This window comes from Synergistaceae bacterium, assembly GCA_031272035.1.
Classification (GTDB): domain Bacteria; phylum Synergistota; class Synergistia; order Synergistales; family Aminobacteriaceae; genus JAISSA01.
On record JAISUO010000057.1, the window covers coordinates 1 to 15,718 of the forward strand.

At 58.0% G+C, this 15,718-nt stretch carries 14 protein-coding genes and 1 tRNA gene; 12 read left to right on the plus strand and 3 right to left on the minus strand.

The features are described from left to right. Positions 1-13 precede the first annotated feature (13 nt). The 3 genes from LBR61_07075 to LBR61_07085 are packed head-to-tail and all read left to right on the plus strand — an operon-like array spanning position 14 to position 516. Positions 14-157: a hypothetical protein gene (locus LBR61_07075; GenBank protein ID MDR1731844.1), complete on the plus strand. Its 144-nt coding sequence runs from the start codon at positions 14-16 to the stop codon at positions 155-157. Positions 158-181: 24 nt separating this feature from the next. Next, positions 182-373 (plus strand): hypothetical protein, encoded by a 192-nt coding sequence (locus LBR61_07080; GenBank protein MDR1731845.1) that lies wholly within the window; start codon positions 182-184, stop codon positions 371-373. Beyond that, positions 367-516 carry a hypothetical protein gene (locus LBR61_07085; GenBank protein ID MDR1731846.1) on the plus strand — a complete coding sequence of 50 codons (150 nt, stop codon included), beginning with the start codon at positions 367-369 and terminating at the stop codon, positions 514-516. The genes LBR61_07080 and LBR61_07085 overlap by 7 nt, the downstream gene beginning before the upstream one ends. 166 nt (positions 517-682) lie before the next feature. Here LBR61_07085 and LBR61_07090 read toward each other — a convergent pair. The 3 genes from LBR61_07090 to ileS form a co-directional block, all read right to left on the minus strand. Continuing rightward, positions 683-757 (minus strand) — tRNA-Val (locus LBR61_07090). A 198-nt stretch (positions 758-955) separates the two neighbouring features. Continuing rightward, entirely contained in the window at positions 956-1,969 is a 1,014-nt protein-coding gene (locus LBR61_07095; protein ID MDR1731847.1) for an RluA family pseudouridine synthase, read from the minus strand. Next, the gene (ileS, locus tag LBR61_07100; GenBank protein MDR1731848.1) at positions 1,966-4,791 is read right to left on the minus strand and encodes an isoleucine--tRNA ligase; all 2,826 of its coding nucleotides are present in this window, start codon (positions 4,789-4,791) and stop codon (positions 1,966-1,968) included. Before ileS ends, LBR61_07095 begins: the two co-directional genes overlap by 4 nt. A gap of 228 nt (positions 4,792-5,019) precedes the next feature. Between ileS and LBR61_07105 the strand changes: the two genes are divergently transcribed. The 9 genes from LBR61_07105 to LBR61_07145 all read left to right on the plus strand — a co-directional run bounded on the left by LBR61_07105 (position 5,020) and on the right by LBR61_07145 (position 15,618). Next, positions 5,020-5,772 (plus strand): YebC/PmpR family DNA-binding transcriptional regulator, encoded by a 753-nt coding sequence (locus tag LBR61_07105; GenBank protein MDR1731849.1) that lies wholly within the window; start codon positions 5,020-5,022, stop codon positions 5,770-5,772. 1 nt (position 5,773) lies between these two features. Next, entirely contained in the window at positions 5,774-6,310 is a 537-nt protein-coding gene (ruvC, locus tag LBR61_07110) for a crossover junction endodeoxyribonuclease RuvC (protein ID MDR1731850.1), read from the plus strand. Further along, positions 6,307-6,927 (plus strand): Holliday junction branch migration protein RuvA, encoded by a 621-nt coding sequence (ruvA, locus tag LBR61_07115; GenBank protein MDR1731851.1) that lies wholly within the window; start codon positions 6,307-6,309, stop codon positions 6,925-6,927. Before ruvC ends, ruvA begins: the two co-directional genes overlap by 4 nt. 48 nt (positions 6,928-6,975) lie before the next feature. Beyond that, positions 6,976-8,007, plus strand: coding sequence for a Holliday junction branch migration DNA helicase RuvB (ruvB, locus tag LBR61_07120; protein MDR1731852.1), 1,032 nt, complete (start codon positions 6,976-6,978; stop codon positions 8,005-8,007). Positions 8,008-8,234: 227 nt separating this feature from the next. After that, positions 8,235-9,650 carry a SpoIID/LytB domain-containing protein gene (locus LBR61_07125; protein ID MDR1731853.1) on the plus strand — a complete coding sequence of 472 codons (1,416 nt, stop codon included), beginning with the start codon at positions 8,235-8,237 and terminating at the stop codon, positions 9,648-9,650. A 58-nt stretch (positions 9,651-9,708) separates the two neighbouring features. Next, a complete protein-coding gene (gene queA / locus LBR61_07130; protein MDR1731854.1) occupies positions 9,709-10,803 on the plus strand; it encodes a tRNA preQ1(34) S-adenosylmethionine ribosyltransferase-isomerase QueA in 1,095 nt (364 codons plus the stop codon). 106 nt (positions 10,804-10,909) lie between these two features. Then, positions 10,910-11,950 carry an endolytic transglycosylase MltG gene (mltG, locus tag LBR61_07135; protein ID MDR1731855.1) on the plus strand — a complete coding sequence of 347 codons (1,041 nt, stop codon included), beginning with the start codon at positions 10,910-10,912 and terminating at the stop codon, positions 11,948-11,950. Between the two features lie 16 nt (positions 11,951-11,966). Beyond that, positions 11,967-14,840 (plus strand): DNA translocase FtsK, encoded by a 2,874-nt coding sequence (locus LBR61_07140; protein MDR1731856.1) that lies wholly within the window; start codon positions 11,967-11,969, stop codon positions 14,838-14,840. 31 nt (positions 14,841-14,871) lie between these two features. Beyond that, complete coding sequence (locus LBR61_07145) at positions 14,872-15,618, plus strand: thiamine diphosphokinase (GenBank protein MDR1731857.1); 747 nt, start codon at positions 14,872-14,874, stop codon at positions 15,616-15,618. The last annotated feature ends 100 nt before the right edge of the window (positions 15,619-15,718 follow it).

Here is a 15,718-nt window from a genome sequence, read left to right on the forward strand (position 1 = left end):
TCGGAGTGTTGCCATGTCGGAGACTCTTCTGTCGGTACGAAAACAATACTACGATGACATCATACGCACGAACCCGACACAGGAAAAGTTCCGGGCAGGTTGGTACAATCGGCTGAAAACTTTGGCTGAAAAGGTGGGGGTTGCCTCCCCGGTATAAGGCCGAGCGAGGAAGGTGATACACATGTACGATGGGCGAAGTCGATTTCGGGAACCATCGTTCGATGCGCTGCAATGCCAGATCGACGAAGCATTCGATAAAATCCGTGAACTGCGGCAATCCATGGACGACTTTAACGACAAGAATGTCGTCCCCAATATGTCGGAAAAATTGCAGATTCTTTCGGAACGGATCAACGAGAACAAAAAATGCTAGAGGAGCACATCAAGATCGATCCGCCGGCAAGCATCTGGCTGTCCGGAAAAGTGATGATCGTTCTGGCGGCCGCAGCCGCGATCATCGGGGCTGCCTGGGTGCAGGCATATATCGTGCCGCTTTTCGTCCGCCCGCATCCATAAGTCGGACAGGAGTAATCAGTTACAATGGTAAAAGGGAAACTCAGAGTGTCGGTTCCATCTCATCCCAAAGACGCAGCAACCTGACATCAAAAAAATTTGTTACAAGGGTGTTACAATGAAAATAAAAAAGGGTTCAGGAGAAATCTCCTGAACCCTTGATTTTACTTGGTGGGTGATAGAGGAATTGAACCTCTGACCTCTTCCGTGTCAAGGAAGCGTTCTACCTCTGAACTAACCACCCTCCTGCTGAAAAACAAACAAGAGAATTATAGCAGTTAAGCCGTTTTTGTCAACGACGGTCGGGTCACGGTATCACGGGCAGGGGGCGGCGGAGTGCTCGACAGAGGCGCGGACGGCGGGCGTCTTTGCGTCCCTTTCTCTCTCCGGCGCTGTCGGTTTCGAATATCCGACATAATAAGCTTTTTCATAAAAATAAAATTTACCGGCCACTCTTTTCCCCCATCAGATATTCTCGAAGCTCGGAGGGGATGGGGAGGGTGAAGCGCATGGGTTTCCGGGTGATGGGATGGGTGAAGGCCAGTCTCCAGGAGTGCAGAAAAACCCGTTCGGCTCCTGAGGGCGTTCGCAAAATCTCTTTTCCTCCATAGAGGGAGTCCCCCACGAGAGGGTGCCCCGCCGCGGCCATGTGGACGCGAATCTGATGGGTGCGTCCCGTAAGGAGGTCGCACAAAACCAGAGCGTATCCGGAGGCGTTCCACAGGACGCGGTATTCGGTGGCCGAGGGACGACCTCCCTCGATGACGGCCATTTTCAGGCGATTTTGAGGATGTCGTCCGATGGGGCCTTCGAGGATTCCTGACTTCCGGTCGAAGTTTCCGTGAGCGAGCGCCAGATATTTTTTTTCGATGGACCTCGTTCGAAAATCCGTTTGCAAGAGCTCCATCGTTTTTTGTTCGCGGGCGATCAGCATGAGGCCGGAGGTGGTGGCATCCAGGCGGTGGACGATTCCCGGCCGGCGAACGTTGTTGAAGGGGCCCAGGTCGGCATAACGCCACAAAAGCCCGTGAACCAGGGTTCCCCGCCGGTGTCCCGGGGCCGGATGCACCACAAGCCCGGCCGGTTTGTTCACAACCAGAAGCCATTGGTCCTCGTGGATGACGTCGAAGGGGACGTTTTCCGGTTCAATTTCCAGAAGTTCGGGAGGCGGCATGAGGACGACGAAGGTTTCCGGCGAGGTCAGGAGCCGTGAAGGTTTCAGCTTTCCCTTCGAGCCTTCCGGAGCCTCCGCTGCGGGGCGGGAGCTTCGGACGCGGCCCTCTTTCAGGAGTTTCTGAGCGAAGGATCGGGTGATGCCCAGCGTTCGGGACAAAAAGACATCGAGGCGTGACCCGTCCGGATCGGCCTCGATGTGTTCGACACGTTCATATTCGATCTCGTCGTCGCCGTCGAAATCTTTGTCTGCGGAAGGGTTTTCCTCAGGTTTCGGCGTCAACGGGCCTCCAGCACCTTCGCGCATCGGGGGCAAAGACCGTCGTTGACCGGAGTTTCGGTGTACTTCCAGCACCTGGGGCACCGGGAGCCGGAGGTGAAGGCCGCGGCCAGCTCGTAACTCGTCTCCTCGTCCCGGAACGTCTTTTCGAGGTCAGGCGCGTCCGTCCACTCGAACTTCGAGACGATGGCGATGTCCGCCATTTCGTCGAGGGTGAAGGCTTTTTCAACCTCGGCCAGGGCTTCAGTTCTTCGAACCTGAACGCGGGCCTCCAGAGAAGTTCCGATGGTTTTGGCTGCTCGCAGTTCTTCCAAAAGACGGCTGATGGCACCGCGCAGACTCAAAACTCTGTCCCACAGGGTGTCCAGGGACTCGTCGATCAGGGTTTTATTTGGTTTGGGAAAATCGCTCAAAAAGACGCTTTCCGGAAGAGCGGGGTCAATCGTCCGCATTTCCTGCCAGATTTCCTCGGCGGTGAAGCTGAGGATCGGCGCCAGCATCCGCGTGACGGCGGAAAGCGTTTCCCACATGGCGGTCTGGGCGCTGCGGCGCGTCAGGGAATCTTCCGCCTCCACGTAAAGACGGTCCTTGCTGACGTCGAGGTAGAAGGAGCTCAGCTCGGTGACGCAGAAGGAGTGAATCGCGTAGGTGGGCAGGTGGTACTCGTAGTTTTCGAAGGCCTCTCCCGCGCGTTCGATCACGCGGTTCAGGCGGCTCAGAATCCATCTATCCATGGGCAGCAGTTTGTCCGTGGGCACGGAGTGTTTTTTCGGGTCGAAGCCATGCAGATTTCCCAGAAGGAAGCGCGCCGTGTTTCGAATGCGGCGGTACGTCTCCGAGAGGGACCGCATGATATTGGTGGAAATACGGACGTCGTTGCGATAGTCGGTGGAGGCGACCCAGAGGCGCAGAATATCCGCGCCGTATTCGCTGACGATCTCCTGGGGATAGACGCTGTTGCCGAGGGATTTGGACATCTTGCGGCCTTCCCCGTCCAGGATGAACCCGTGGGTCAGAACCTGGCGATAGGGCGCGTGGTCCTTCACGGCCACCGCGGCCAGCAGGGAGGACTGGAACCACCCGCGGTGCTGGTCGCTGCCCTCCAGATAAATTTCCGTGGGCCACTCATGTCCTTCCCAGGTGTTCAGGACGGCGAAATGCGATGTTCCGGAGTCGAACCAGACATCAAGGATATTGCTGTCCTTGGAGACGTTGTGAGAGCCGCAGGCGTCGCAGACGGCCAGAGAACCGAAAAGCGCCTCGGGGGTCTGATCTTTGTCCCACCATATGGAACAGCCTTCGGGAGCGTTTTTCACCTTTTCCGCGAAAATTCGAATACGCTGGGACGTCAGGGAATGCTGCCCGCAGTCTCCGCATTTCAGCGCGGGGATGGGAACGCCCCAAACCCGCTGGCGGCTGAGACACCAGTCGGAGCGGTCTCTCACCATGTTGTAGATGCGATCATGACCCCATTCGGGGATCCAGCGCACTTCGTTGTCGATGACCTCCAGCGCCCGCTCCCGAAACTTCGACACGGCGATGAACCACTGTTCCGTGGCGCGGAAGATGACGGGCTTTTTGCAGCGCCAGCAGTGGGGATAGCTGTGCATGATCGATCCGCTGCCCAGAAGGCGTCCTCGTTCTTCAATCAGGGCCAGCGCTTTTTTCCCTCCGGAATGAATGTCCATTCCCCCCAGAAGCGGGGTGTTTTTGAGGTAGTATCCGGCGTCGTCCACGGGATTGTAGACGTCGATGCCGTATTTGACCCCGCTTTCGAAGTCTTCCGTGCCGTGCCCGGGAGCCGTGTGAACGCAGCCCGTGCCGGAATCCAGCATGATATAGTCGGCCAGAATCAGCGGAATCTTCCGATCGTCGTAAAAAGGATGGATGGAGATCAGTCCCTCCAGTTCGGCGCCCTTGGCGGTGGCCAGCGGCGCGCCGAGAGCGATCCCCGTTTCCTTTGCCACGGCGTCTTTCAGCTCCGCGGCCAGAAGAAAGACCCTTTCGTTTGCCCCATCTGCTCCGTTTGCCTCGTAAAAACCGTATTCATAGTGAGGATGCAGCGCCACCGCCATGCTTGCCGCCAGGGTCCAGGGCGTGGTCGTCCAGATGACCACGTAAACGTCCTTTCCGGCGAGCGCGGGGTATTTTTGCGCCGCCTCCGGCATGGGGTAAGCCACGTAAACGGAGGGCGACGGTTCATCCTCATACTCGATTTCTCCCGTGGCCAGGGCCGTCTGACAGTCGATGCACCAGTAAACGGGCTTCAGACCGCGGTAAACCAGATCTCTGTCCACCATGTCGGCAAAGGCGTTCAGCTCTATGGCCTCGTAGCTCGGCTTCAGGGTGATGTAAGGGTTGTCCCACTCTCCGAACACGCCCAGACGTTTGAACTCCTCGGTCTGCACTCCGATGAACCGGGTGGCGAACTCGGTGCATTTTTTGCGGAGCAGAACGGGATCCGCGGCTTCCTTGGAGAGGTTCTCATCCTTCAGAACACGAAGCTCAATGGGCAGCCCGTGGGTGTCGTACCCCGGTACGAAAGGCGCGTAATGTCCGCTCATCAGCCTGTATTTCGGGATGAAGTCCTTGAGGATTTTGTTGAAGGCGGTTCCGATATGTATGTTTGCGTTGGCGTAGGGCGGTCCGTCGTGAAGAATGAATTTCTTTGCCCCTTTGCGCCGGGCCACCGCCTTGTGATACGTGTCGTGTTCCTGCCAGAACTTCAGGAATTCGGGTTCTCGCTTCGCAAGGTTCGCCCTCATCGGAAAGTTCGTGACGGGAAGGTTCAGCGTATCTTTGTAATCTTTGCTTTCTTTACACATTAACCCCGCCCCCTCGGCTTTAAAAAACGCGCTTTGCGCCACCGCGCGATGAAAATACGTGACAATTGCGTAATACTACCATAAAAGACCGGGAGCGTATACTGCGTATGAACGCGGAACGAGAGTTTCGCCGGTTCGGGCCGGAGGAATTCGTCGATCGGAGGAATCCGTCGGTCGTCGATTTATCGGTTATAATAAGGAAATAATTTCTGCTATGAGGTGATTTTTTTGTCAGGACATTCCAAATGGGCGAACATCAAGCACAGAAAGGCAGCGCAGGATGCCCGGCGGGGCAATCTTTTCCAGAAGCTGGTCCGGGCGATTATCGTGGCAGCCAAGGAAGGCGGCGGGGATCCGGCGATGAACATGCGCCTGAAGACGGCCATCGACCGGGCCAAGGCGGTGAGCGTCCCCATGGACAACATTATTCGGGGAATCAAGAGAGGAACCGGCGAAATCGAGGGAGCGGCCTACGAGGAACTGACCTACGAAGCCTACGGCCCGGGAGGTACGGCTCTGCTCATCGAGGTCCTGACCGACAACCGCAATCGCACGACGCCTGAAATTCGCGCGCTGCTCACGCGCAACGGCGGGCAGATGGGAGAAGCGGGCAGCGTCGCCTGGATGTTCGACCGCAGGGGGGTCATCGAGGTCAAAGGGAAGGGACTGGACGAAGACGCGCTGATGTCCTGCGGACTGGATGCGGGAATGACCGATATGGAGCCTGCGGAGGAAGGATATACCCTGTACTGCGAGCCCTCCGATCTGAACACGCTGCAGATGGCTCTCGAGAAGGCAAAATACGCGGTGGAAAGCGCCGAAACCCCCATGGTGGCAAAAACACCGGTGGAGATCACCGACGTGGACGTAGCGCGAAAGATCATCCGTCTGGTGGACGCTTTGGAGGAGCAGGACGACACGCAGAACGTCTACCCCAACTTCGACATTCCGGACGAGGTCGCCGCGCAGATCGAGGAATAGCGTGGGATCGGGAGAGGCCGGCCTGATCTGTCTCGGTGTGGACCCTGGACTGGCGCGTATGGGTTACGGGCTGGTGCGGCAGAGAGGCTCCTCCGTTCAGGCGATTTGTTGGGGCTGTCTGGAGACAGGGCCGGAAACGCCCTTCGTTCAGCGGCTTCTTTATTTGTACGATGCTCTCGGGGAGCGGCTCGACGACTGCTCCCCGGATTTTATGTGCGTAGAGCGCCTTTTTTTCGGGCGCAACATTACGACGGCGGAGTACGTCTGGCAGGCCCGGGGAGTGGTGCTGCTGCTGGCCGCCCAAAGGAATCTGCCGGTTCTGGAGCCCAAGCCGAACCAGATCAAGATGGCCGTATGCGGAACGGGAACCGCGGACAAAACTCAGATTCAGCGCATGATTCAAAAGGTTCTGGGACTGGATGAGATCCCGAAACCGGACGACGCGGCCGATGCCCTGGCCATTGCTCTGACGGGGCTGGCCTTCTACAAACACGAAAAAACGATGGCGGCGCGACAAACGGCGGGAGGCAGGCTATGATTCGCTCTCTTTGCGGCGAGGTTCTTTCGGTTACGGAGACGAATGTGGTTTTGGACGTGAACGGACTGGGGTTCGACATCAACGCCTCCAGAGGCGCTCTTTCTCTCTGTTCTCCGGGGGATCGGGTGCGGCTGACGGCCTGGCTTCAGATCTCGGAGGCGGGGGTCGCTCTTTTTGGGTTCGCCGATGAGGCGGAGCGGGAAATTTTTCTGAAGATCACGACGATCAAAGGGATAGGGGGGCGGACGGCCATGGCCGTTCTGAGCGTCCTCTCGGCCGAAGAGATTGTTCGCGCGGTTTCCATGGCCGATGTGGACTCCTTTGTGCGGGTGCCCGGGGTAGGGCGCAAAACGGCGGAGCGAATTTGCTTTGAGCTGAAAAACAGCCTTTCGACGCTGTCTTCTCTGACCCTGCCTCAGACGGGAGAGAAGAACGTACTGCCGGGGAATCGGGTTGTGGACACGGTAGGAGACGCGCTCCGCTCTCTGGGCTTTTCTCAGGGGGAGGCCGCGTCGGCTCTGGCTCTGGTTCGGGCCGCCCAGGGGGAAGATTACGATAAAATGGACGAAGAGAGCCTTTTGAGGGCGGCGCTGAAGGCACTGCATCGCAAACAGTGAGACCTCGGCAGCCGGCGATTTTTCAGGTTTGACTGGAGACGCGGATTCATGCAGGATGACAAGGACACTCGTTTTTTTTCTCCCCCCCGTTCTCCGGAGGATCTGGCCGTCAGGCCGACGACTCTGGACACGTTCATCGGGCAGGAGAAAGTCAGGGAAAAACTTCAGATTTATATGCAGGCTGCGAAGGGCAGGGGAGAACCTCTCGACCACGCCCTGTTTTATGGTCCGCCGGGTCTGGGAAAAACCACGCTGGCGGGGATCATCGCGCACGAAATGGGAGGCCAGCTCCGGACCACCACGGGCCCGGCTCTGGAGCGGACGGGCGATCTGGCCGCGATCATTTCCAATATCGAAAACAACGATGTTCTGTTCATCGACGAGATTCATCGTCTTCCGGCGCAGGTGGAGGAGGTTCTCTATCCCGCCATGGAGGATTTTTCCCTTCATCTCGTGGTGGGGAAGGGGCCGCTGGCAAGAACGATAAGCCTCTCTCTGCCCCGTTTCACCCTGTGCGGCGCCACCACCCGACTGGGGCTTCTGACGTCTCCTCTGCGGGCCCGTTTCGGCATTGTGGAACAGCTCACTCCCTATACGGACGAAGAACTGGTCCGGATCGTTCAGCGGGCCAGCGTGGCTTTCGACGTGAAAATTCTCGAAGAGGCCGCGGGGGAAATTGCCTCCCGCTCCAGGGGGACTCCCCGCGTGGCTCTGCGGCTTCTGCGACGGGTCAGAGACGTGGCCGCCGTCAGGGGGACGGGCGTTATAACGGCGGAAATGGCGGATCAGGCGATGGATATGCTGGAAATCGACCCGGAGGGACTGGATGAGGGAGACCGCCGTATCCTGCGCTCAATCATCGAACTGTTCGAGGGCGGGCCGGTGGGGCTGTCCACGATCGCGGCCGCTTTGAACGAGGACCCTCAGACCATAGAGGACATCTATGAGCCCTACCTCATACAGAAGGGGTTTCTGGAGCGAACGCCCCGAGGGCGCAGGGCCACTGCCGCGGCGTATGAATATCTTGGAAAACAGCCTCCCTCCGACGGGACGATCCTGCTTCCGTTTGAAACGCATTGAAACTTGAAACGCATTGAGGCGCAGTGACGGGCTGATTGAGACGCAGTGGCAGTTCGGGACGCGGTGACAGCCCCTGAATCGAAGTACGGAACAGATATTTGCAGTCCGTTCGCGCAGATGTTATTATTTTTGCACTTAATTTTTGCACTTAATTTTGAAGAACTTTAATTTTGAAGAATTTAATGGCGCCTTTCTCAGGGGGCATCTGCGGCCGGAGGTAGGAAGCGTTGCGAAACAGAGTAGAGACGTTTTTTTTGACGTTGGCTTTGATTTTGTCGTTTGGGAGAACGGCGGAGGCAAGAGATATTTACGTGCGTCTGGCGGACGGCGAGTCCAGCCTCGCCATCGCTTCGGAAGGTCCGCTGAAACTCGTCGACGGCGCGAAAAAAACTCACAGCGCGGAAAAATCGATTGTGTTGACGCGATCGGGTTCTTCAGCGGTTATGGGAAAAACGAAAATGCCTCTTCCGCTCCGAATCTCCGGCAGGGGACTTTTGAGATATAAGGGAAGACAGTATCGGGGAGAGTTTTTGCTCAGCCGGGATTTTGTTTTGATCAATACCCTCGACGTGGAGGACTACATCCGGGGAGTGCTGCCCGCGGAGGCCAGCTCCAAATGGCCGGCGGAGTACCTGAAGGTTCAGGCCATCATTTCCCGAACCTATGGCGTGCGTCAAAGCCTCAACCGGTCCATGCGGGGATATGACGTGGGGGATACCGCTTCCGATCAGGTGTACAAGGGCGCCGGAGTGGAAACCGCCGCCACGGACCGCGCGGTGAGAGAGACCAAAGGAGAGATCGTCACTTATAACAACGGGGTGGCCTTCACGCCGTTTCACTCGGACAGCGGAGGGCATACCGCCAGCAACGCCAACGTGTGGGGAGAAAAACTCCCTTATCTGACGGGAGTGAAAGAGCCGGTGGAGTACGAGTCCCCCAATTCCTCCTGGACCGCGAAAATTCCGGCGTCCCAGATGCAGGCTGCCCTTTCCAGACTGGGAATCAGTATAGGGCAGCTCAGGGAAGTTCGCGTTTCGGAAACCGAGGGGGGAGGACGCGCGGTGAGGCTGACGTTGGCGGGAAGCGCCGGTTCCGCGGAGGTGAAGGCCAGTCGCTTCAGAATGGCGGTAGGACCCAATCTCATTAAAAGTACTCTGCTGACGGGAGACGCTCCCCTGGAGAAGTCTCCGTCCCCGACATCTCCCGCCGCGGCGAAAAAAACGGCTTCACAGACGCCTCCCAACCTCGATCTTCCCATGTCCGGCGCGGAGGAAGCCCGTCTGACGCGTATGACGGTCGATGGGGCCTTTTCTTCGTCGGAACTGATGGATATGCTTCTGAACCCCGAAAAGCGAAAAAGTTACCTTTACCTGGGAATACAGCGGAGCGGCGGCAAAACGGACGCTGAAGCCCCCGCGGAGGACGTCGCTCTTCCTCAGTCTCTGCCCGTGTCCATGCCGGCCCTGCGTTCCGGACAGGTTATCGCGGAGGAAAACGGTTTTTTCACCTTCAGAGGCAGGGGATGGGGGCACGGCGTCGGCCTTTCCCAGTGGGGAGCTCAGGCTCTGGCCCGGCAGGGGTGGAAGGCCGAACGCATTCTGGAATACTATTTTTCGGGAACTACCGTAAAGAAGTTTAAATAACATAAATAAAGTTTGGCAAAGTTTAGTTTAGCAAAGTTTCGATAGAAGGAAGTTTTAAATGACCGATATATACAGCCTGGATGCTTACGACTATGACCTGCCGGAATCGAGGATCGCGCAGACTCCGGCGGTTCCCCGGGACAGCTCCCGTCTTCTCGTCTGGCACGTTCCGGAAAATCGAACGGAAGGTCGTGTCTTCAGGGATATTGCTGAATATCTGGGCCCCGATGATTTGCTGGTTCTCAACGATACCCGCGTTCTGCCCGCCCGGCTCACGGGGAATAAGGTTCGGGGCGGCGGAAAGGTGGAAATTCTGCTGCTGGAACCGGTGGAAAGCGATTTTTGTCGATGGCGGGCTCTGGTCCGTCCGGGACGCCGTCTGCCCCCAGGGTCGGAGGTTCTTGTGGGAGACCGGGTGTTGAGGATCGAGAGCGCCGAAGAGGAAGGAATTCGCGTTTTGCGCGTCGGAACCGGACGGGAGGACGTGACGGCTTTTCTGGAGTGCCGGGGGGTGATGCCTCTGCCGCCCTACATCAAAACGAAGGGGCTTCCCCGGGAGGCGTACCAGACGATTTTCGCAGCCCGGGACGGGTCTGTGGCGGCTCCCACGGCAAGCCTTCACTTCACGGAAGACCTCGTGGAGCGGATAAGGGAGCGGGGGACATCCATCGCCTGGGTGACGCTGCACGTGGGGCTGGGAACCTTTCGTCCGGTGAAGGCGAGGGATATTCGTCAGCACCATATCCACAGCGAATACTGCGAAATGCCGGAGGCGACGGCAGAGGCCGTGAGAGCCTGCCGGAGGAGAAAGGGCAGAGTCGTGGCCGTGGGAACGACCGTGACCCGAACCCTGGAGTCCATGGCCGGGGAAGACGGGACCGTGACTGCGGGCATAAAAAATACGGATCTTTTTATCCGTCCCGGTTACGATTACAAAGTGGTGGACGCGCTGGTGACGAATTTTCATCTGCCGAAAAGCTCTCTTTTGATGCTGGTTGCCGCCTTCGTCGCGCACCTTCGCGACAGGGTTTCAGAAGATCGGGAAGCGAAAGAAAGGGACGCGCTGGAGGCCCTTCGTCGGCTCTACGCCCTGGCCGTTGCCGAAGAATACAGATTTTTTTCCTTTGGGGACGCGATGTTCATCTGTAAATAGCTTCGGGTGAACGGCGCTCTGTTGTACCCGAAGGACTGGACTGGCCTTGAAGGAATGAAGAAGAGCCGGAGAGCAGGAGAAAAGAGGGAGTTGGAGGATGGATTCGATGAAAAAAGGTTTGTTGATTCTGATTCTGCTTCCCTTTTTGCTGGGTCTTGGGTTGGGAGCCGCGGCGTATCACATGAAGATCCCGCTCAATTTCTGGGACAGAATCCTCCCCGTTCCCCACGGAGAAATGAAAATCGTGGTGATCCGACCCGGGCTGAACGCCCGTCAGTGCGCTCAGGCTTTCGAGGATCAGGAGGCGATCACGGACTCCGCCTCCAAACTGGCGAAGTGGATGGTCCGGTTCGGAATAGACCGAAAAATTCGTCCGGGCCAGTATCGCGTCAACCGGACGGACGCGTGGAACATGGCAAGACAGCTGCGCGCCACCCAACCCGTGACGTCCAGCCTCACGATCATTCCCGGAATGGATATTTTCTCTCTGAGGGGAGTGTTCGACGAGGAGCAGAACCCGACTCCTGCGAAAAATGGCGACTTACTGCAGCGGGAGATATTGGACGATCTGAACTACCCCGAGCCGATGCGTTCCCGTATTCCCTCCACCGAGGCGGGACGTATCGCGTTTTTGCTGCCGGAGACCTATTTTGTCGTGGAGGAAACGCCGAAGGATTTGGTTCGGGCTGCCAGTCACGCCTGGTGGGACCGGTACGGAGTCGCTCTGCCTCCGGAGGTGACGTCGAAGGACCTGCGTCAGGCCGCCACCGTGGCGTCGATGGTGCAGAGAGAGGCCCTCTGGGACGACGAACGGGCGGCCATCGCGGGAGTGATCATGAATCGTCTGAAGAAAGACATGCTGCTGCAGATCGATGCCACCGTGATTTACGCCTGGAAGCTTCGGGGAAGAAATTTGACGCGGGTATTGTACAGCGACCTCACTGTGGATTCGCCGTATAATACGTATGTTGTACAGGGACTGCCGCCGGCTCCCATATGCGTCCCGTCGGCGGAGTCCTGGGCGGCGGCTCTGGAGCCGGAGGAGAACGATTACTATTACTATGTGGCGAGGAAAGACGGGCATCATTACTTTGCTTCCACTTATGAAGAGCATCGCCGGAACACCAAAAAAGCAAGAACGGAATAGGAGCTGAAAATCGGACATGGCACTTTCTCGTAACAGAAAAATGAAAGCCGCTTTACCGAGAAAGAGACCCCCTCGCAGGCACTCCGGGACCGGAAGGTGGTTCGAATTTCTCGTTTTCCTTTTTACGGCGGGCGTCATTTTTCTGATGGGGACTTTGATGGACAGCTCGTGGACGGGTAAAAGCGGGCGTTTATTGGGTAATTATCTGCGAACGACCTGGGGAGGCGCGCTTATCGTTCCCCTGGCGTTTTTGTTCTACCTTTGCGTGGCCTGGATCGCCAAAATCCGAATTCCCCGCCCTCTGGGGCAGATTTTCGGAACGCTGCAGCTTTACCTTTCGACGGCTTTCGCTCTGGGACTGTTTAAGCAGGCTCACTGGGAGCTCGCCCCGGCGATTTTTACTCCCGGCGTCACGGGGGACGGACTGGCGCGTTTTTTCGTGCTGAATCTGGGAGCGCTGGGAACCGTTATCGTCGCCTTCGCCTCGCTGGCGCTGTCCATGATCTTTTTTGGCTTCAGGCTGCCCGCCCGGCTTTTCCGCTCCGGCGCGGGACGCTCCAGGGAAGACTCCCGAGACCTGAAATATGAGGGTTCGAAACGTGAAACTCCGAAGCGCGAAAGCGAAGCTCCCGCCTTCACCATACGGCATTTCCCCAGAGTCGCGGCTGAAGATCTGGTTCTTCCCACCGCTCCGGAGGAACCCCGAAACGAAGTTCTCGCTTCGACGCCCGTGGACGGGCTGGTTATGGTGGGGGAAGAACTGGTCGATCCCACGACCTGGCGCCCCACGGAGCCCATTGTCCCCGAGTCGATGAAAGCCGGAGAAAGCCCCGCGGAGCCGTCGCCGGAGCCTCCTGCGGGAGCCCCTGTCGTCCCGGAGGCGAAGGAAGATGCCGAAATCCGACCATCGGAAACGACATCCGAGCCTCCTGTTTTCGATGGTCCTGTTTTTGATGGGGATAAAAAAGCGGAGAACGCGACGAAGCTCTCTTTGCCTGAAGAAGGGCCTGCTGCCCCTCCTCAGACGGCCTCGGAAATTCTGGAAGGGCTTTTGGCCTCCCTGGAAGCGGAACACCTGTGGGAAAAACAGGAAGAGGGAACGACCCCGACGGAAGCTGCAACCCGGGAATACGTGGAACCTCTGCTGTCGAAATCGGAACTGGATCCGGCTCAGATCATTGAAGTCGAGGGCGTCCCAAAAATCGCTCCGGGAGAACAGGTCCAGGAGCTGAGAGCCCTTCTGACTTCTCCAGCAACGGAGGAAAGCCGGAAGGAAATAATAACAGAAGGAATAAAAACAGAGGGAATAAAAACAGAAGAAGCGAAGATTTTGGAGGACGGAACGTCGACCGCGGTTCAGGAGGCCTACCCGGAGGTGCAGCTTCCGGAGGAGGAGGACGCCGCACGGGTTCGCGCAGGACTTTTTCCGCCGCCTCTGGATATTTTCGGCCCACCGGCGAAGGAGGGAGAGGACAACGAAGGCGACGACCTGGCCAGAGAGCAGGCGGAGACCATCGTCACCACTCTTCAGAACTTCGGGGTGAAGGCCAGCGTGGCTCATATCGTCGTCGGGCCCTCCGTGATTCAGTTTCAGCTCGAACTGGCGCCGGGCATCAAGGTCAGCAAGGTGGCCGGTCTGGCCAACGATCTGATGATGGCTCTCGCCGTAGTGTCCGTGCGGGTGGAAGCGCCTATTCTGGGACAGCGTTATGTGGGCATCGAAATTCCGAATCCCCGGCGAAGGGGGATTACTCTGCGGTCCATCCTGGAGTCCGAGGAATTTCGGGAAAGCGAGGCGCGGCTGATTCTTCCCATGGGAGTGCGGGTCGACTCGAAACACCTGATCTGCGCGCTGGAGGATATGCCTCACCTGCTTGTGGCGGGAACCACGGGGTCGGGTAAAAGCGTTTTTACGAACACCTGCATTCTCGGGATGTGTTCTCAGCGCAGCCCGGAGGAACTGCGGCTCATTCTGGTGGACCCCAAATACGTGGAGTTCGCGATCTACGAGGGATTGCCCCACCTTCTGGCCCGTCCCGTCACGGATCCCAAAAAGGCCATCTCCGCCCTGTCCTGGGCCGTGCAGGAGATGGAAAACCGGTCGGAGTGTTTTGCCCGGGCCAAGGTTCGCAATCTGGCGTCTTACAATGAAAAGGCCCTGCCGAAGCACCGCTTCCCTCACATTGTAGTGGTGGTGGATGAGTTCGCCGACCTGATGTACACGGCGGGCAAGGAGGTGGAGGGCCTGATCGCGCGTCTGGCCCAAAAGGCGAGAGCCGCCGGAATCCACCTCATTCTGGCGACCCAGCGTCCCTCCGTGGACGTCATCACGGGACTCATCAAGGCCAACGTACCGGCCCGGGTGGCTTTTGCGGTGCCCTCTCAGACGGATTCCCGCACGATCATCGACACGGGGGGAGCCGAGAAACTTCTGGGCAGGGGGGACATGCTTTTTTACAGCACCCGTTATCCCCGCCCCCTTCGCCTGCAGGCGTCCTTCATCACGGAGGAGCGCACGCTGGCGTTCGTGGAGTACATGAAGAACCTTTTTGGAGAGCCCGAGTACATCGAATTCGAAGATTACGTCGCCGGAGGCGGGGGCAGTGGAGAGAACGGAACCCGCTCCGGTTCCGCCATTATCGACGATCCCAAGCTGGAGGAGGCCGTCCGGGTGGTTATGGACACGGGAATCGCCTCTGCCAGCGGTCTGCAGCGCTACCTCAACGTGGGCTACCCCAGGGCGGGGCGGCTGGTGACGGGGCTGGAGCAACTGGGCATCGTGGGGCCCCAGCCGGCAAATTCCTCGAAGCCCCGGGAAATTCTCATGGATGAGGAAAGCGCCTACGAAACTCTGGAACGAGCCCGAAACGGAGATCCCTTCGGGGAGTAGCGGCCTTCAGGAAACGATGGCCTGAGCGGCGATGGATTTTGCGGCGATGAAAGAGCACCGGACGTCCCGTTTTTGCCTGCCTCAGATGAACGCTCAGTTTGGTCGGGAGGCGGCCGTGGAACAGATTCTGGTCCTGGGAGGACGCATGCCTGACGCCGCCTGGCTGAGAGAAGCCGCCTCGGGAAAGAGAGTTTGCGCGGCCGACAGCGGAGTGGATGCCTGCAGGATCGCGAATGTCCGTCCGGATCACGCGCTGGGGGATTTTGACAGCATCGGCGATGAAGGACGTCGATGGCTGGAGCGTCTTGGCATCCGGCCCGAGCTTTATCCGGCGGACAAGGACTACACGGATTTTCAGCTCTGCCTGAAGGGCCTGAAAGGAGACATTCTGGTCACGGGGTGCTGGGGCGGGCGTTTCGATCATGCCTTCGGGAATATTTTTTCCGCTCTCTGGGGAGAGGAATGGGGTGTGCGCGTTCGGGCCTTCGCGGATGAGACGGAGGTTCTGTTTCCCCTGTTTGAAGGAGAGGCGGTGGAACTGACTTTTTACCTTCCGGTTGTCGCTCTTTCCCTTCTGCCCCTGACGGCTGTCTGCGGCGGCGTCACCGTCGAGGGCGTCAGATGGGAGCTTCATGACGCGGAACTCCCTCAGTCCCATCCATGGACCATCAGCAACCGGCCTCTGGGAGAAAGCGTCCGGGTGAAAGCCGGAAGCGGCGTGCTGGGGGTTTATTGTCTTTTTCGGGAAAAATCCCTCCGGGCAGGGTGTAGTATATAAAGTAAATACATTGCAACGGTATGCTTGAAATATATATAATTGCAATATATATGAGTGAAATATATCGGTGGGGCTTGAAGCCGGAAAGGCGTGAGAGTCC

Bases quoted from the DNA above. Each gene is read 5' to 3' on its own strand.
- LBR61_07075 (MDR1731844.1), top strand. From the start codon at position 14: ATGTCGGAGACTCTTCTGTCGGTACGAAAACAATACTACGATGACATC.
- LBR61_07080 (MDR1731845.1), top strand. From the start codon at position 182: ATGTACGATGGGCGAAGTCGATTTCGGGAACCATCGTTCGATGCGCTG.
- LBR61_07085 (MDR1731846.1), top strand. From the start codon at position 367: ATGCTAGAGGAGCACATCAAGATCGATCCGCCGGCAAGCATCTGGCTG.
- ileS (MDR1731848.1), bottom strand. From the start codon at position 4,791: ATGTGTAAAGAAAGCAAAGATTACAAAGATACGCTGAACCTTCCCGTC.
- ruvA (MDR1731851.1), top strand. From the start codon at position 6,307: ATGATTCGCTCTCTTTGCGGCGAGGTTCTTTCGGTTACGGAGACGAAT.
- ruvB (MDR1731852.1), top strand. From the start codon at position 6,976: ATGCAGGATGACAAGGACACTCGTTTTTTTTCTCCCCCCCGTTCTCCG.
- queA (MDR1731854.1), top strand. From the start codon at position 9,709: ATGACCGATATATACAGCCTGGATGCTTACGACTATGACCTGCCGGAA.
- mltG (MDR1731855.1), top strand. From the start codon at position 10,910: ATGAAAAAAGGTTTGTTGATTCTGATTCTGCTTCCCTTTTTGCTGGGT.
- LBR61_07140 (MDR1731856.1), top strand. From the start codon at position 11,967: ATGGCACTTTCTCGTAACAGAAAAATGAAAGCCGCTTTACCGAGAAAG.
- LBR61_07145 (MDR1731857.1), top strand. From the start codon at position 14,872: ATGGATTTTGCGGCGATGAAAGAGCACCGGACGTCCCGTTTTTGCCTG.